We start from the raw sequence: 15,532 nt of genomic DNA on the forward strand, positions 1-15,532 counted from the left end.
ACATTCGCGACTAAAGGTATCAGAAAACGATCCGCCCTAAATGCACGGGTCTGTTGATTGAAAGCGTTTTATCGGCAGGCATAGAATCCGTGGATGTCTTGACGGTACAGGCTTCACTCCTTGCGGCGACTCTGCAGCGTGATGAGGCCAGCTAAAGCAGCAGCGATAACCGCAACAGTCCATGTGAAGCCATGCATGTACCAAGGCGTTGCGTTGAGCTGAACTCTGCCCAGCACGGTGTTGGGATCCGGCGGCCTGAGGAAGAATGCGCCGTAGAGATGTGCGACAACGATGGAAGCGAGCAGCACAATGCAGAAGATCATGGCGACGACCATGGCCACCGTTACCAGCGAGCGCCTGGGCACACCAGGTTGCGCCAGAGGCAGGACGTTGTTGACCAGCCCAGCCAAAACGATCAGCGCGCAGCCAACTGTGAAAAGCGAGATGTTGAACGGCTGAAAAATCATCAGAAGCGCGAATACGCCAAGCCCGATGATGCTGTATTCCAGCGTCCGCGCCGCCGTCGGCGTCAGTCCGCCATTGCCTTGCTCGCCATTTCTCATGCGCGCACCGCCTTTCCGTCGTCTGCAAACACGTGGGTTTGCGCGGGATCTGGAACGAGGTGGAGCGCCTCGCCAATCTTCACCCTTTTGTCACGCGGCACGACGACCCGGATGTCGCTGCCCGTCTTGGTGCGCGCGTGAATAAGCGTTTCGGCACCCATTGGCTCAATGAGCTCGGCCATGGCGTCGATCGTGTCCCTGGTGTCCTCGGAGACAACGGTGAAAGCTCGCGGGCGAATTCCCACGGTGACCTTTCCAGCCTTCAGGTTTGCGACCGCGGGATGGACGCTCAGATCGACATCCTGCTCGTCGAAGACCACTTTCGCCTTGCCATTGCCGTAGCTCTTGAATTGTGCGTCGATCAGGTTCATCTGCGGCGTGCCGATGAAGCTCGCAACAAAGACGTTGGCGGGTTTTGCGAAGACCTCGTGCGGGCTCCCCACCTGCTCGATGAGCCCGTCGCGCATGATGGCAATACGGTCTGCCATGGTCAGGGCCTCAAGCTGGTCGTGGGTGACTATGACAGTAGCTTTCGTGAGATTTGACAGCACGGCCTTGATCTGGCCGCGCATGGAGTGACGCAGCTCCACATCGAGCCGCGAGAGAGGTTCGTCGAACAGAAAGCATTTGGGATCCCGAACAATGGCGCGGGCAACGGCGGCGCGTTGCTTCTCGCCCTCCGAAATCTGTCCCGGCAGTCGGTCCAGGATATCGCGAAGATGCAGGATGTCAGCCACCTTCCTGACGCGAGCTGCCACTTCCGTGCTCCCAACTGCTTCGCGGTGAAGCGGCATTGCAATGTTCTGCCCAACGCTCAGTGCCGGATAGAGAGCATAGAACTGGAAGACCATTGCGATGTCGCGCTTCTCCGGCGGCAGATTATTCACGCGCTGCCCTGCAATGACGACGTCCCCTGCCGTGGCGCGTTCGAGGCCGGCAATCGTGCGCAGCGTAGTCGTCTTGCCGCAGCCCGAAGGACCGAGCAGACAAACAATTTCACCTGCAGCAACGGAAAGGTTGGCATCCTTGACGGCGACAAATGCGCCGAACTTCTTGGTGAGGTCACGTATTTCGATGGTCGACATGATCACTTCCTGACCGTTCCGAACGTGACGCCACGCAGCAGGTGATCCTGCAAAAAGAAGGTGGCAAGGAAAACGGGAACAAGAAACAGGGTTTCAATGGCAGCCAGCAGCGTCCAGTCCGTTCCGCGCCCGCCGGAAGACACGGCCTGGTTCATGGCGACAGGCACGGTGCGTGTATCAGGGCCCGTCAGGAGTAGCGCGAACAGGAATTCGTTCCAGGTGAGGATGAGGCCGAAAACGAATGTTGCGGCAAGACCCGCGACAACCTGCGGCAGGCAGATCTTGAAAAACACTTTGATTTCTGACGACCCATCGATACGGGCTGCATCCTCGACGTCTGTCGACAACTCATCGAAGAAGCTCTTCATCATCCAGACGGTAAATGCGAGATTGAAAGCCGTATAGAGCATGATGATGCCGAGATAGGATCCAGAAAGGCCCACGGCGCGGAACATCAGGATCACCGGAATGATGACGACGATCGCAGGCAGCATACGGGTCGTCAAAATGATGAAGAGATAGGTATCGTTGCCCTTGAGCGGATAGCGCGAGAAGCCATAGGCGGCCAACGTGCCGATAACGAGGGCAAGCAGGACGGATGCCGACGCGATCACGATGGAGTTGAAGAAGAATCGGTCAAACCCGGTGGACTCCGGCTGGCCACCCGCCGTCATGACGCGGGAAAAGACCGAGGCAAAGTTGTCCAATGTCGGTGTGAAGACAAACTGATCGGGGATGAGACCAAAGAATGAGGTAGGCGAAAGCGTTGGCGGCACTGAAAGCGCCAGCCCCTGCGGCTTTATAGCCGTGAAGATGATGAAGAGGACCGGCAGGAAGTAGATGAAGCTAACAACCGCCACGACGAGCGTGCGGCCCCAACCCGCCTCCGCGATGCCGCCGACGCTACGAAAGCCAATCCGCTCCCAGAAAGAAACTCTGTCTGTCATGGCTCAGGCCTCCCTGTTCTTGGGATTGGCAACGTAGAGATAAAGGTTCGTGAGCACGATCACTATGAAGAGGATGATGTAGGAGATGGCGGCTCCCTCGCTTGTCTTGTTCTGTTCGTTGGCAATGCGGATCAAGTGGTAGGAGATCGTCATTGTGTCGTTTCCGCCCTTGGTCAGCACGATCACAAGGTCTGCCAGCTTGAAAGCTTCGATGGTGCGGAACAGCAGCGCCAACATCAGGAGCCCGCGGATATAGGGGAAGGTGATGCTCCAGAAGCGCCGCCAGGCGGAGACCCGGTCGATGGCCGCTGCCTCGTAGAGATATTTCGGCACGGACACGAGGCCCGCCAGCACGAGTAGCATGACGAAGGGCGACCACATCCAGGCGTCGGCAAAAACGATACCGGCCACAGCGCCCGCCTTGCTGTCCATGACGATGAACTGGCCGCCCGCGACGCTATTGATCACATAGCTCAGGATGCCGAAGGTGGGATCATAATAGTAGGTGAAGAAGACACCTGAGGCCACGACCGACAGCATCATCGGTGTGAGAACCAGAATCAGCAGATATTTCCGCAGCGGGAACTGCTTGGCAAAAAGCATCGCCAGGAGAAACCCCACGATCATCTGTACAGAAACTGTGCACACCGCGAACATGGCAGTGTTGATGAGGGCGTTCCAGTTGGCCGGCGCCGCGACCTCGTCGGTCAGAACCTTGATGTAGTTGTTGAGGCCGACGAAGCGGATGGACTGCAGGTTCGACTGGTAGGCAAAAAATGAAAGCCCCAGGGACCAAAGCAGCGGAAAGATGTTCATCACGAATAGAACGGCGATGGCGGGCGCGACCAGGAGCCCGCCATAATAGCGACGGCGGTAGGCATTCACCGCGAATGCCGCGGCGACCAAAGCCGACATGGCGCCAACGACCCAGAAGGAACCGGACGCTGGCAGCGTCACCACCGCAAGCGCGGAGACAACAAGCCCCGCGAGAATTGCAAGCCGCCAATTGTCGGCTGAAAGCTCAAGTAGAGCCGGTGCGGTCTTGACCGATTGTATGGTTGACATCAGTTGCATGAAGCTTCCGTGGAAAAGCAATTCCCGTGCATTGCTGAGCGGCCTCGTGCTGCGACCGCGGTCGGCGTCTGGCCATGTCTTTCAATTGGCCGGGGAAGGAGGACAAAGTCTCTTCCCCGGCCAGGCCTCGCCATTGCCGCCGCTCGCAGAGCTCACGCGTCATGTCACTTAATCAGCCCCACCTCCTTGAGCAGGCGCTGCTGGAACCTGGCGATATTGTCCGAGGTCGTCTTGGCATCCTGCCTGCCAGTGATGGCGAGATCGTACTGGTCTTGCTGCTGGGTCAGTAACTCGAAGAACTGCGGCACGTGCCACACGTCCTTCTGCCAATCCAGCGAAGGAGCCCAGGCCCTGTTCCAGGGGCGGTAAGTTACGTACTTCGGATCCGAGTACACGGACTTAATGGCAGACTGACCGCCGGCCGCCGCAAACTGGTGCTGGATGTTCGACGACAGCCACCACTTCACGAATTCCACGGCCTCCTTGATCTGTGCGTCGGTCGTCCAGGTGGTCAGGACGAAGGGCTGGCCGCCAATATTGGACCAGCGGACCAGCTTGCCGTCAGCACCTTTGGTTCCCGGCATCATGCCGAACACCAGGCTGTCTGAGACCTTCGAAGTTTTCGGATCAAGCGAGGCTTCGGCAAGGCCGATCCAGTTGATGCTCATGGCCACCTTACCCTGGCGGAACAGCTCATCCGACTTGAAGATGTCCATCGTGCCCGTCCTCGCGAGAGGCGGCATGTATGCGATCAGGCTCAGATATTTCTCCAGCGCCTTCACGGCTGCCGGCGAGTTCACAACGCCTTCCGCTTTGCTGGTGGGTGCCTGGGTCTCATCCCAGATGTCACCACCCATTTGCCAAATAAAGCCGTTGATCTGCATAGACGAGAAGTCGTAGCTCTTGCCCGCCTGAAACGCGATGCCGTAAAAATCGTCTTCGGCAGGCTTGCCGGCCAGCATCTCGCCCTTCTTGCGGCGAAGGAATTCGCCGACGTTCTTGAAGTCGTCCCAGGTCATGGCGTCGAGCTCTTCGCCCGTGCAGGGAAGTTTCTTGTTGAATTTCGCCATGAAGCTCTTCTGTTCTGCTTCGTGGCAGATAATGTCCTTTCGCGCGAAGTTCACCAGCACATCGGGAAACTGCGGAAAGCCGTAGTAATTTTCCGACTTGTGCGGATAAGTTGAGTAGGAGTTCAGTGCGTTCGGATGGATATCCTTGAACGTCTTCATGAACTCGGGATCTGCGTTGAGCAGATCGTTGACCTTCCGGAAATAGCCGCCCTCGACGAACGCGCCCAGCCACTGCGAGTCCGACACGATGAAGTTATACTTCTTTTCGCCTGATGTGAGCGACGCATTCACGCGGGTATAGAAGTCTGGCCACGGAATGAAATCCACCTGGAGCTTCACCGTGTTGCCGGACTTTGGCTTGTACTGCTCGTCGAAAAACTTCTTCATGATGCGCGTTGGTGGCCAATCCGGCACAGCCATCGTCAGCGTCACATCACCGGCGAAAGCAAATGTCGTTCCCAGCACCAGCGAAGCGGCAAGCCCGGCCGCCATCACTATCCTGTTGATCTCCCTTGTCGCGGTCATCCTGGTTTCCTCCGTTTGGGTTTCATTTTTTCTTTGAATCGCTCGCCTCAGGCCATCGTCCGTCCACTCGAAGCGCGGAAGATGTAGAATTTGCTTGGATCGAGAATAACTGCCGCCTGTTGGCCGGGCTGCAAACCCGAGGCGGCAGATTCCGGCAACACCATGCGCAGCGTTTCGCCGCTGGTTTCCACGGACACGATCGTGACGTCCCCCAGCGGCTCAAGCATGGAAATATTGGTCTTGAGGCCTTGCTCGCCTTTCCCGGCAAAGCGCACGTCGCTCGGGCGGATGCCGACCACGGCCGCTTCGCCTGCTTCTGCGGCTTGCAGCTTTTTCACGAAAGGTAATGGCCCGATTGCAGATTCGAGGGCGGAGCTGTCTGTGGCCAGCCTGCCTTTGATCATGTTCATGTGGGGCGAGCCGATCTTGCTTGCCACATACAGATCACACGGCGCTTCGAAGAGTTCGTCCGGCGTTCCGATCTGCACCACGCCGCCGTCGCGCATCACTGCGATTTCCTCACCCATCGAGAGGGCTTCGAGCTCATCGGGTGTGGCGTAGACGATGGTAAGACCAAACTGGCGGTGAAGGCGCTTCAGTTCCGCCCGCATCTCATGGCGGAGCTTCGCGTCGAGATTGGTCAAAGGCTCGTCCAGCAACAGGATCCTGGGGCGGCGTATCAAGGAGCGACCCAAGGCCACGCGCTGCTGTTCGCCACCCGAAAGCGTATTGGGCTTTCGATTGACCTTCGTGTCGAGCCGGAGCATCGCCGCCGTCTCCTTCACGCGGCGATCGACCTCCTCACGCGGGCGCTTTTCTTCGATCAGCGGATAGGCGAGGTTGTCGTAAACGGTGAGGTGCGGATAGAGCGCGAAGGACTGGAACACCATTGACACGCCCCGGCCCGCAATCGGCTCATGCGTCCAATCCTTGCCAAAAATCTCGACGTGCCCGCGTTCGGGAGCGATGAGACCAGCGATCGTGCGAAGCGTCGTCGTCTTGCCAACTGAGCTCGGCCCAAACAATACGAAGAAACGACCTTCCGCCACCCTGAAGGACAGGTTTTCAAGGGCCCGCACGCGGCCGTATGACTTGCTTACATTTGTCAAACGCAGTGCAGATTTCTCAGACTGCCCCATTGCCATCTCCCAGACCACCGCCGAGCGTAACCTCCGCAAGCACGGTCACTGAGCCGTGTTGCTTCGAGAGGTTCGTCGCCTGCAGGACAGGCTCAACTGCCTTCGCTTCGCCGCTTCCGAGCCGCACGACCACTTTTACTCTGTCCGTTGTGACGTTCATCGACATCTGGGGGCGGCTCAATCGAACGCTAACAGCAGGCGATCGCGAGAGCGTTCAATATGAACGCGCATCGCTTCTTCGGCGGCCAGGGGATCCGCAGCCGCGAAGGCTGCCAGTATGGCTTCGTGCTCGTCGAGAGCCTCTTCGGTGACACGCGAATGGAACATGAGACGAAAAATGTGAAAGTGGGTGTGCTGGAAAGCGATGGCTTGACGAATGAGTTCGTTCTCAGCGCAGGCCAAGATCTTGTCGTGAAAGTCGGCGTCCTGCCGCGCGAAGTTCGAATACCGCAGGCGTTCGTCCTTGCCTTCCCGGCGGGCCATCATGCCGGCCGCTTCGCGAAGCATCGCCAGCTTCGTGTCGTCCATACGCGCCGCCGCCTTCGCGGCGCTGTAGGGCTCGAGACGCAATCGAAGCTCATAGATTTCGTCAAGCTGGCGCTTCGTGATCTGCGGCGCCGCGCGATACCCGATCAAGTGCGTCTTCAGCACCAACCCTTCACCCTCGAGCCGACCTAGCGCCTCACGGATGGGCGTTTGCGACACGTTGAATTCGCGGACCAGGCTATCGACCGTGATGCGGGCGCCGGGCGCGATCTTGAGCGACATGAGCTGCGCAAAAATCGCCTCATACACGTCGCCGGCCAGACTGGTCGGGCGATCGATCTGCCCGCTGGCGGCCCCGGTTTGAGAAGGATTGGTTTGAGAAGGATTGGTGACGTTCATCGATTTCGGCCTGCCTCTTGACACAAGTCGGTTCTAGCAGGATCTTGCGCAATATTCAATCCTATATCATATAGGATTTAATCGGCGAAGATTGAACGGTGCAAACTCGGGCGCAGGCGTGGGCTTGCTCATGGAGCGTGATGCTTTGGAAGAAAATGAATTTCACCAAGCCGACGTGCTCTTTGATGCCGAACTGACGGGGCACCCGTCGCATGGCCTGCAACAACTCCATCGTGTTCAACGCGGTTTGATCGAATCCCGCACGCGCAGCGTCGGGCGCTGGCGATCCGACGCCACCTGCAAGGGTGACGTCATCCTTGCGATAGATCTGGGCTCCGCTCCGGAATCGGTACCGAGACTCTCCGGCTATATGGATCTGGTTCGCGCTGCGCCGCCCTTGAAGGCCGACGCGCCTGTCGGCAGTCCTGGCGGCAGCGCGGCCCGCCGTCGCGCCGAGGCGCTCGAGAACGGCTTTGAGATTGAACCTCGCCTCTGGAGCGAACTCGGTCGCGCACAATCCAATTCGTCCGTCGCCAGAGGATATGCATTATGACCCTGTTCGCCGCCCTGAGGCTGCCCCGCGAGATTTTATTCGGCAAGGGTCAGCGCCACGCGCTTTCCACCGTCGCAGCCAAACATGGGCGTCGAGCGCTCCTGTGCACCGACGAGCGGTTCGCCGGCACGGCCGTTTTTTCCGAAATCGTCGCGGGCTTAAAAGCGTCGTCGGTTGAGATTTTCGTTCATGATCGCGTGCAGCCGGACGTGCCGGTCGACACGGTCGGCGTCTGCGTTGAGGAGGCGCGGAGCTTCATGCCCGATATGGTGATCGGCATCGGCGGCGGCAGCTGTCTCGATCTTGCGAAATGTGCGGCCTTGCTGATCAGCCATGGCGGCAAGCTTCAGGACTACTATGGTGAGTTCAAGGTGCCGGGTCCGATCCTGCCAGTGATCGCCGTGCCGACCACAGCGGGCACCGGTTCGGAAGTGACGCCGGTCGCGGTGATCTCCGATCCTGATCGAATTTTGAAGATCGGCATTTCGAGCCCGCACCTGATTGCCACCGCTGCGATCTGCGACCCGGAACTGACGATGACGTGTCCGCCGTCCCTGACGGCAATTGCAGGGGCCGACGCCTTGACCCACGCGATCGAGGCCTTCACTGCGGTTAGACGCGATGTCGCTTCCGACCTGCCGCAGAAACATGTTTTCATCGGCAAGACGGCGCTTACCGATCACTTCGCCCTGCTCGCCATCAAGCTCCTGGGACGCAGTCTCGAGAAGGCCTGCCGCGATGGCGCCGACGAGGACGCGCGGGCGGATGTGATGATGGGCGCTCTGGCGGCCGGCTGCGCGTTCGGAACCGCGGGAACAGCAGCCGCGCACGCGGTGCAATATCCGATCGGCGCCTTAACCCACACGCCGCACGGGCTCGGCGTCGCGACCATGCTGCCTTATGTGATGAATTATAATTGCTCCGCGGCGACAACCGAAATCGCCAAAGTCGGAGTCGCTCTCGGCCTCGAGCGATCGAGCCGGAGCGACGGCGAGATGGCCCGCGCGACGATTGAAGAAATCAGCCGCATGTTCGCGGCGATTGGGATCACTCCAACATTGGCCGGTCTTGGACTTCCCTCCGACAAGATTGATTGGACCGCCGAACTCGCCCTCGGCATCGATCGGCTGATCAAGAACAATCCCCGCCCGTTCGACCTTCCCGCGATGAAACGACTGGTGAAAGCCGCCTACGACGGCGATCTCGCCGGCAGCGCCATCTGAGCTCACAGGCCCCCATCATGGACATGCCCCAGCACACATTGAAGACCGACCACGAAACCCTCGACCTCCGCGCTTATTCGCGCGGCCTCTATATCGACGGCCAATGGCGGCAGGCCGCTGACCGCCGGCTTATCGAGGTGGTCGATCCGTCCACCGAGCGCGTGATCGCCGAGGTTCCCGACGCGGCCTTGGTCGACGTCGAGGCAGCGGTGGAGGCCGCCGCCCGGGCAGCGGCCGGCTGGAGGGAGACGCCGCCGCGCAAGCGATCCGAAATTTTGAGGCGCTGCTTCGAATTGATGACCCAGCGTTCGGAAACGCTCGCCGAGCTGATATCGATCGAGAACGGCAAGGCTTTGCGCGATGCGCGCGCCGAGGTCGCCTATGCCGCCGAGTTCTTCCGCTGGAACGCCGAGGAAGCCGTGCGAATCATCGGCGAATTTGGCCTCGCTCCTTCGGGCGCGAACCGCATCATCGTTGACTATCAGCCGATCGGCGTCTGCGTTTTGATCACGCCCTGGAACTTCCCGGCGGCCATGGCGACGCGCAAGATCGCTCCCGCCCTGGCAGCGGGCTGCACGGTTGTGCTCAAGCCCGCGAGCGAGACGCCTCTCACGGCCTACGCGCTCGCTGCGCTGTATGAAGAAGCCGGCGTTCCCCCGGGCGTCGTCAACGTCCTTACAGTTTCCAATCCTGCTCCGGCCACCGCCGCCATGCTGGCGGATCCACGGGTGCGGAAACTGTCGTTCACCGGCTCGACCGGAGTTGGCCGCCTCCTCCTCGCCGAAGCGGCCAAGCACGTCATCTCGTGCTCGATGGAACTCGGCGGCAACGCGCCGTTCATCGTCTTCGACGACGCCGATCTCGAGGCTGCGCTCGACGGCGCGATGGTAGCGAAAATGCGCAACGCCGGCGAAGCCTGCACCGCCGCAAACCGCTTCTATGTGCAATCCGGCATCCACGACGCCTTCGCCGAAGGACTTCGAAAGCGCATGACGGCGCTCAAAGTGGGCGCGGGCGTCGAAGCCGCCACCGAATGCGGTCCGATGATCACGAAGCAGGCCGTCGATAAGATCGATCGGCTGGTTCAGAACGCCGTCGCGCGTGGTGCGCGCGTTCTGTGCGGGGGCTCGGTCGGGAGCGGGACGGGATTTTACTATCCTCCGACAGTCCTTTGCGACGTGCCGGCCGACGCCGCGATGGCGCAGGAGGAAATCTTCGGTCCTGTGGCGCCGATCTCGCGCTTCGAACAGGAGAGCGAGGCGATCGAGCGGGCGAACGATACGGAATACGGGCTCGCTGTTTACATCTACACCCGCGATCTTGCCCGCGGCATGCGTGTAGCTGCGAAGATTGAAGCTGGTATGATCGCGCTCAATCGCGGCCTCATGTCGGATCCGGCCGCCCGTTCGGCGGCGTCAAGCAGAGCGGCATTGGACGCGAAGGCGGACGGGGGCATGGCATCGCCGAGTTCATGGAGGCGAAATATCTCGCCGTCACGATGTAGACGGAGAAGAGGTGCAGCGCGATCCCTGCAACCGTGACCACGTCGCGCCGTGGCGTAAGAAGCAGAACTGCGGTGGGGTCCAGAGCCGTCGGGCCCAGGCCCTTCGAAGACAAGAGAGAGGAGATTAATTGTGCGCACCATCAAGGGACCGGCAATATTCCTGGCTCAGTTCGCCGCTGAAGCTGCTCCGTTTGATACCTTGGATAACATATGCGCCTGGGCAGCGGATCTTGGATACAAGGGCGTGCAGATACCTAGCTGGGTTTCCAGCTTTATTGACCTGGAAAAGGCTGCGACGTCGAAAACATATGCGGATGAACTGCATGGCACAGTCAATCGTCATGGACTCGAGATTTCCGAATTGTCGACACACCTTCAGGGCCAACTGGTCGCTGTGCATCCGGCCTACTCCAGTGCTTTTGATGGTTTCGCGCCGGTTGCAGTCCATGGCAATTCCTCCGCTCGGACGGCGTGGGCCATTCAACAATTGAAATGGGCCGCAAGGGCTTCGAGCAACCTTGGTCTGAACGCCCATGCAACTTTTTCGGGCGCGTTTGCGTGGCCTTTCATCTACCCCTGGCCCCAACGCCCCGAGGGCCTGATCGACGATGCCTTTAGTGAGCTTGGCCGCCGATGGTTACCAATTCTGGATGAGTTCGATCACTACGGCGTAGACGTTTGCTATGAGTTACATCCGGGCGAAGATCTGCATGACGGTGCAACTTTCGAAATGTTCCTCGATCAAGTGAAGAACCACGTTCGCGCCAATATTCTTTACGACCCAAGTCATTTTGTGCTGCAGCAACTCAAGTATCTCGATTTCATCGATATCTATCACCAGCGCATCAAGGCGTTCCACGTCAAGGATGCCGAATTCAATCCAACCGGCAGGCAAGGTGTCTACGGAGGTTTTCAGTCGTGGGTCAACCGCGCCGGACGTTTCCGATCGATCGGAGACGGTCAGGTTGATTTTCGATCAATTTTTTCGAAGCTCACGGCCTACGATTACGCGGGGTGGGCCGTGCTGGAGTGGGAATGCGCACTAAAGCATCCGGAAGATGGCGCTCGGGAAGGAGCCCGGTTGATCTCCGATTACATCATACGGGTAACCGAGCGAGCTTTTGACGACTTTGCGGGCTCCGGCACAAATAGGGAAGCAAATCTGAGAATGCTTGGTCTGCGGTCAGATGAGGGCATGTCATGAGAGACAGCGAGGCATCGCGCATCCGATTGGGAATGGTCGGTGGTGGGATCGGAGCCTTCATCGGCTACGTGCACCGAATTGCATCGCGAATTGACGACGATTACGAACTGGTTGCGGGAGCGCTATCCTCCGATCCTGCCCTGGCTCAGGAATCCGGTAGAAAGATTGGGCTGGCCGAAGACCGGATATATACCGGCTTTGCCGAGATGGCGGCTAAAGAGGCCGCCCGCGAAGACGGCATTCAGGCCGTCTCAATCGTCACGCCAAATCACCTGCATTTTGCGCCGGCCAAGGCATTTCTTGAGGCTGGAATTCATGTGATTTGCGACAAGCCCCTTACGTCAACGCTCGATGAGGCTCGTGCGCTGGCCAAAATCAAGCCCAAGAACGGCGCGAAGTTTCTGCTGACGCACAATTACACCGGTTATCCCTTGGTACGACAGGCGCGTGCCATGGTGGCGAATGGTGACCTGGGCAAGATTCGGGTGGTTCAAGTCGAGTATCCGCAAGATTGGCTAACTCGCCCTCTTTCAAACAAGCAGGCGGATTGGCGCACGGATCCTGCTCGTTCAGGACCGGGCGGTGCTATCGGAGACATCGGTACGCACGCCTATAACCTTGCACGATTTGTCACGGGCTTAAAAACGGCGGCCGTAAGTGCGGACCTGTCGACTTTCGTGGAGGGCAGACGGCTCGACGACAACGTGCACATACTGCTGCGTTTCGAAGGCAATGCACGCGGGATGCTGTGGGCCAGCCAAGTTGCCGTAGGCTGCGAAAACGGTCTGCAGCTGCGCGTTTACGGCGAAAAGGCCGGGCTTGAGTGGCGCCAGGACAATCCAAACCAGATGTGGTTCACCGAATTTGGCAGGCCCAAGCAACTTCTTACGCGAGGCGGCGCGATTTCCGGTGACACCCCTCCGATTCAGGTTCGACTGCCGAGCGGGCACCCCGAAGGTTATCTCGAGGCGTTCGCCACACTTTATAGTCAGTTTGCTCAGCTGATCCGCTCCGGAGACACTGCCTGTCCCGACCTGCCGTCGCTCGCTGACGGAATTGAAGGAATGGAATTCATCGCCGCCGCGGTCCGATCGAGTGACAATCAGAGCATGTGGACAAGCCTCAGCGACGTGTAAGGCGCGGCTAGATCCAACGCCAAAAGCACTCACGACGCGCAGCTCTTCGGTTGCAACGAAAAACTATGCCGCGAGAGGTGATCATGTGCCCCAGCGCAGCGCCGCGGTGTGGACGGGAGCATCCCACAATTCCTTTGTTTGGCCATCGAGCACGGACACGGTGATAGACACGCCAGCCATGTCGAGGGATGTGACGTAGGATCCGGTCAGGAACCGCGCTGCCGTGACCCCCGCACCTTCCAGAATTCGCTTGGCGCTGTTGACCATCAAATAAAGCTCGATCAGCGGCGTTGCGCCGAACCCGTTGACGAGAAGCAGAACTTCACTGCCCGGCTCCGGCGCAAGGTCCTTGAGGATCGCGCCAACGGAGGGAAGGAAGCGAGTCCCCGAGCTCATGCCGCCTTCACACCTTATTCCGAAAAATGTTCGATCGGGCCATGCTCTCTCCTCGTAGACTTGGCGGCAATGTCGCACAAACAGGCGAAACCGCACTGCTCGATTTGTTCATCGTACGGCCCGTCAACGGTCGACCATGTTTCGCGATAGACCGCCTTGCGTCGGGAGCGGGCGTTCCACGACCACGCATTCCACGAACACCGGCCCCTGCCCTTGACTGATAAGCTTCACGCTCAAGGAACCTTCGGTTGCGATCTCCACATCTGTGAAGCGGTATGATGGAACGTTCACCGTTGTGCAGGGTTGCTGGTCCATTGCAATGGAAGATGGACCAGGATCGTGGCTTTTCACGTCAGTCTTGTTGGTCGAACTGACCTCAGCGGCGAGATCTACCGTCAGATCCGGCAAGCAATTCTGGACCGGCGCCTTCGAGCTGGAGAGCGTTTGCCACCCACGCGAGAACTGGCCACCGCGCTGAGGGTCTCACGATCGACTGTGACGGTCGCGTATGAAAGCCTTCTCGCAGAAGGATTTGCGACATCCCATACCGGCTCCGGGACGTTCGTCAGCCATCATCTTGAGACGAAACGTCCGGCATCGAAAACAAGGCGATCGACGGTCCGCGCAATTCGGGTGCGTGGAGTTTGGGAGACAATACCGCTTCCGACATTCTTTCTCCGCGCGGCGCGTTTCGACTTCAGAGCCGGGCTTCCGGACGCTTCGTTGTTCCCACACCGAGCCTGGCGGCGGGTCGTCGCCCATGCGCTGCGCTCGGGCGAGATGGCGGCAGGCGTCTACGAGAATCCTGCGGGCAATTGGGACCTGCGCGCGGCGATCGCTCGCCACATCGGCATCTCACGAAGCGTTTCCGGATCGCCCGACGACATCATCGTGACGAATGGCACCCAACAGGCCCTCGACATCATCGCCCGCGTGCTTCTCGAGCCCGGCGATGTCGTTGCGGTGGAGAAACCAGGCTATCGGCCTCCAAGGGACTTGTTCAAGGCGCTAGGCGCGCGCGTGATCGGTGTGCCGGTCGACAGCGAAGGTCTCGTCGTGGCGGCGCTACCAGCCGAGGCCAGGATCGTCCACGTGACGCCCTCGCATCAGTTTCCCCTCGGCATGGCCATGAGCCTGTCGCGTCGACGTGCGCTGCTTGCCTGGGCCGACCGCAACAACGCGATTGTCGTCGAGGACGACTATGACAGCGAGTTTCGCTTCGGCGGACGTCCGCTCGAGCCGCTTCAGACCATCGATTCGACCGGACGCGTTGTGTATGTCGGCACGTTCTCAAAGACATTGCTGCCGGCTCTCCGGCTGGCCTTCATGGTTGTGCCGCCGTCACTGCGAGAGGCGGCGCACAAGGCGAAGTTCGTCACCGATTGGCATACAGCGACAGTAGCGCAGAGCGCGCTGGCGCAGTTCATCGACGAGGGCGCGTTTGCGCGCCACATTCGCCGGGTGAGCCGCACCTATAGCGAACGGCATGAGATACTGACCGCAGAGATCAAGAGGAACTTCAGCGATTACCTCGACCTTGTTCCATCGAGCACCGGGCTGCATATCGCCGCCTACGCGCGAAGAGCGTCGGTTGATGATATCAATGCGATTGCATTGCGAGCGTTTGATCTCGGCGTTGCCGTTCAATCCTTCCCGCTGGAGGGAGAGCCTCAGGTCGGCATCATGCTGGGATATGGGGCGATCGAGACAGCGCAGATTGCCGAAGGGCTGAGGCGGCTGCGCAGATGCTTCGATGAACGTATATCTCGACGCTCGAAAGCGGCATGAGCAATGTCGCTTGAGGTGACGGCACGCGGCGAAAGCGCGATTGCACGATACGCCGCATGAATTGGACTGATTGAATATCCAGAAATTGGACCTTCCGTCATACCGCTTCGCTTTCTAGTGTCGGACCGTTGAAAAGGTCGACGAACCGATGCAGGGCGGGCGCGTTCCATTTCGCACCCGCACGCACTTTCTAAATCGCAGATCAATCATCACCGCAGATCGCATTAAAGCGGACGTCCGCCGACCTGCAAAATCGCGAACTCACAACTTGGAGACACGAGCGCGTGAGTTGTGAAGCAATTCACGGCCACGAGTCGCAGCTCGACCTAATCAGCCACTGCACGCTGACCTATCGAATCGAACAGGAGGTTTCGCATGAAGCATCCGATGATTTTTGCAATCGCAGGCGGCAATTCGTTCACGAGTCGGAAAGCAGCCGC

The 15,532-nt window shown here is 59.3% G+C and carries 13 protein-coding genes and 2 pseudogenes; 6 read left to right on the forward strand and 9 right to left on the reverse strand.

The window, feature by feature from the left end:
- Nucleotides 1-113 precede the first annotated feature (113 nt).
- The 7 genes from C7G61_RS19285 to C7G61_RS19315 all read right to left on the reverse strand — a co-directional run bounded on the left by C7G61_RS19285 (nucleotide 114) and on the right by C7G61_RS19315 (nucleotide 7,288).
- A complete protein-coding gene (locus C7G61_RS19285; RefSeq protein ID WP_108517152.1) occupies nucleotides 114-563 on the reverse strand; it encodes a hypothetical protein in 450 nt (149 codons plus the stop codon).
- A complete protein-coding gene (locus C7G61_RS19290; RefSeq protein ID WP_108517154.1) occupies nucleotides 560-1,648 on the reverse strand; it encodes an ABC transporter ATP-binding protein in 1,089 nt (362 codons plus the stop codon). The genes C7G61_RS19285 and C7G61_RS19290 overlap by 4 nt, the downstream gene beginning before the upstream one ends.
- 2 nt (nucleotides 1,649-1,650) lie before the next feature.
- Nucleotides 1,651-2,595 (reverse strand): carbohydrate ABC transporter permease, encoded by a 945-nt coding sequence (locus C7G61_RS19295; protein WP_108517156.1) that lies wholly within the window; start codon nucleotides 2,593-2,595, stop codon nucleotides 1,651-1,653.
- A 3-nt stretch (nucleotides 2,596-2,598) separates the two neighbouring features.
- A complete protein-coding gene (locus C7G61_RS19300) occupies nucleotides 2,599-3,669 on the reverse strand; it encodes a carbohydrate ABC transporter permease (RefSeq protein WP_244608366.1) in 1,071 nt (356 codons plus the stop codon).
- A gap of 164 nt (nucleotides 3,670-3,833) precedes the next feature.
- Nucleotides 3,834-5,264 carry an ABC transporter substrate-binding protein gene (locus C7G61_RS19305; protein WP_202975782.1) on the reverse strand — a complete coding sequence of 477 codons (1,431 nt, stop codon included), beginning with the start codon at nucleotides 5,262-5,264 and terminating at the stop codon, nucleotides 3,834-3,836.
- Between the two features lie 47 nt (nucleotides 5,265-5,311).
- Nucleotides 5,312-6,403, reverse strand: a complete 1,092-nt coding sequence (locus C7G61_RS19310; protein ID WP_244608367.1) for an ABC transporter ATP-binding protein — start codon at nucleotides 6,401-6,403, stop codon at nucleotides 5,312-5,314.
- 177 nt (nucleotides 6,404-6,580) lie between these two features.
- On the reverse strand, nucleotides 6,581-7,288 hold the full coding sequence (locus tag C7G61_RS19315; protein WP_108517163.1) for a GntR family transcriptional regulator: 708 nt from the start codon (nucleotides 7,286-7,288) through the stop codon (nucleotides 6,581-6,583).
- Nucleotides 7,289-7,418: 130 nt separating this feature from the next.
- On the opposite strand from C7G61_RS19315, the gene C7G61_RS43985 reads away from it, so the two are divergent.
- The 5 genes and pseudogenes from C7G61_RS43985 (at nucleotide 7,419) to C7G61_RS19340 (ending at nucleotide 12,908) form a co-directional block, all read left to right on the forward strand.
- Nucleotides 7,419-7,841 carry a hypothetical protein gene (locus C7G61_RS43985; RefSeq protein WP_145963655.1) on the forward strand — a complete coding sequence of 141 codons (423 nt, stop codon included), beginning with the start codon at nucleotides 7,419-7,421 and terminating at the stop codon, nucleotides 7,839-7,841.
- On the forward strand, nucleotides 7,838-9,064 hold the full coding sequence (locus C7G61_RS19325; protein WP_108517168.1) for an iron-containing alcohol dehydrogenase: 1,227 nt from the start codon (nucleotides 7,838-7,840) through the stop codon (nucleotides 9,062-9,064). The genes C7G61_RS43985 and C7G61_RS19325 overlap by 4 nt, the downstream gene beginning before the upstream one ends.
- Before the next feature lie 23 nt (nucleotides 9,065-9,087).
- A pseudogene (locus tag C7G61_RS19330) lies at nucleotides 9,088-10,568 on the forward strand (NAD-dependent succinate-semialdehyde dehydrogenase).
- A gap of 130 nt (nucleotides 10,569-10,698) precedes the next feature.
- A complete protein-coding gene (locus tag C7G61_RS19335) occupies nucleotides 10,699-11,772 on the forward strand; it encodes a sugar phosphate isomerase/epimerase family protein (protein WP_108517170.1) in 1,074 nt (357 codons plus the stop codon).
- On the forward strand, nucleotides 11,769-12,908 hold the full coding sequence (locus C7G61_RS19340) for a Gfo/Idh/MocA family protein (protein WP_108517172.1): 1,140 nt from the start codon (nucleotides 11,769-11,771) through the stop codon (nucleotides 12,906-12,908). Before C7G61_RS19335 ends, C7G61_RS19340 begins: the two co-directional genes overlap by 4 nt.
- An 81-nt stretch (nucleotides 12,909-12,989) precedes the next feature.
- Here C7G61_RS19340 and C7G61_RS19345 read toward each other — a convergent pair.
- Both C7G61_RS19345 and C7G61_RS44735 read right to left on the reverse strand, forming a co-directional pair.
- Nucleotides 12,990-13,268 (reverse strand): annotated as a pseudogene (locus tag C7G61_RS19345) (dihydroxyacetone kinase subunit DhaK); the annotation flags it as partial.
- A 159-nt stretch (nucleotides 13,269-13,427) separates the two neighbouring features.
- Nucleotides 13,428-13,712: a hypothetical protein gene (locus C7G61_RS44735; protein WP_190241891.1), complete on the reverse strand. Its 285-nt coding sequence runs from the start codon at nucleotides 13,710-13,712 to the stop codon at nucleotides 13,428-13,430.
- Between C7G61_RS44735 and pdxR the strand changes: the two genes are divergently transcribed.
- Nucleotides 13,644-15,092 (forward strand): MocR-like pyridoxine biosynthesis transcription factor PdxR, encoded by a 1,449-nt coding sequence (gene pdxR / locus C7G61_RS19350; RefSeq protein ID WP_108517174.1) that lies wholly within the window; start codon nucleotides 13,644-13,646, stop codon nucleotides 15,090-15,092. The two genes, C7G61_RS44735 and pdxR, sit on opposite strands and share 69 nt — an antisense overlap.
- Nucleotides 15,093-15,532 lie beyond the last annotated feature (440 nt).

The sequence above is a fragment of the Bradyrhizobium algeriense genome (genome assembly GCF_003062295.1).
Taxonomy (GTDB): domain Bacteria; phylum Pseudomonadota; class Alphaproteobacteria; order Rhizobiales; family Xanthobacteraceae; genus Bradyrhizobium; species Bradyrhizobium algeriense.

Coding starts and splice junctions, on each gene's coding strand:
- C7G61_RS19290 (WP_108517154.1), bottom strand. CDS start 1,648: ATGTCGACCATCGAAATACGTGACCTCACCAAGAAGTTCGGCGCATTT.
- C7G61_RS19305 (WP_202975782.1), bottom strand. CDS start 5,264: ATGACCGCGACAAGGGAGATCAACAGGATAGTGATGGCGGCCGGGCTT.
- C7G61_RS43985 (WP_145963655.1), top strand. CDS start 7,419: ATGGAGCGTGATGCTTTGGAAGAAAATGAATTTCACCAAGCCGACGTG.
- C7G61_RS19295 (WP_108517156.1), bottom strand. CDS start 2,595: ATGACAGACAGAGTTTCTTTCTGGGAGCGGATTGGCTTTCGTAGCGTC.
- C7G61_RS19285 (WP_108517152.1), bottom strand. CDS start 563: ATGAGAAATGGCGAGCAAGGCAATGGCGGACTGACGCCGACGGCGGCG.
- C7G61_RS19315 (WP_108517163.1), bottom strand. CDS start 7,288: ATGAACGTCACCAATCCTTCTCAAACCAATCCTTCTCAAACCGGGGCC.
- C7G61_RS19310 (WP_244608367.1), bottom strand. CDS start 6,403: ATGGGGCAGTCTGAGAAATCTGCACTGCGTTTGACAAATGTAAGCAAG.
- C7G61_RS19325 (WP_108517168.1), top strand. CDS start 7,838: ATGACCCTGTTCGCCGCCCTGAGGCTGCCCCGCGAGATTTTATTCGGC.
- C7G61_RS19340 (WP_108517172.1), top strand. CDS start 11,769: ATGAGAGACAGCGAGGCATCGCGCATCCGATTGGGAATGGTCGGTGGT.
- C7G61_RS19300 (WP_244608366.1), bottom strand. CDS start 3,669: ATGCAACTGATGTCAACCATACAATCGGTCAAGACCGCACCGGCTCTA.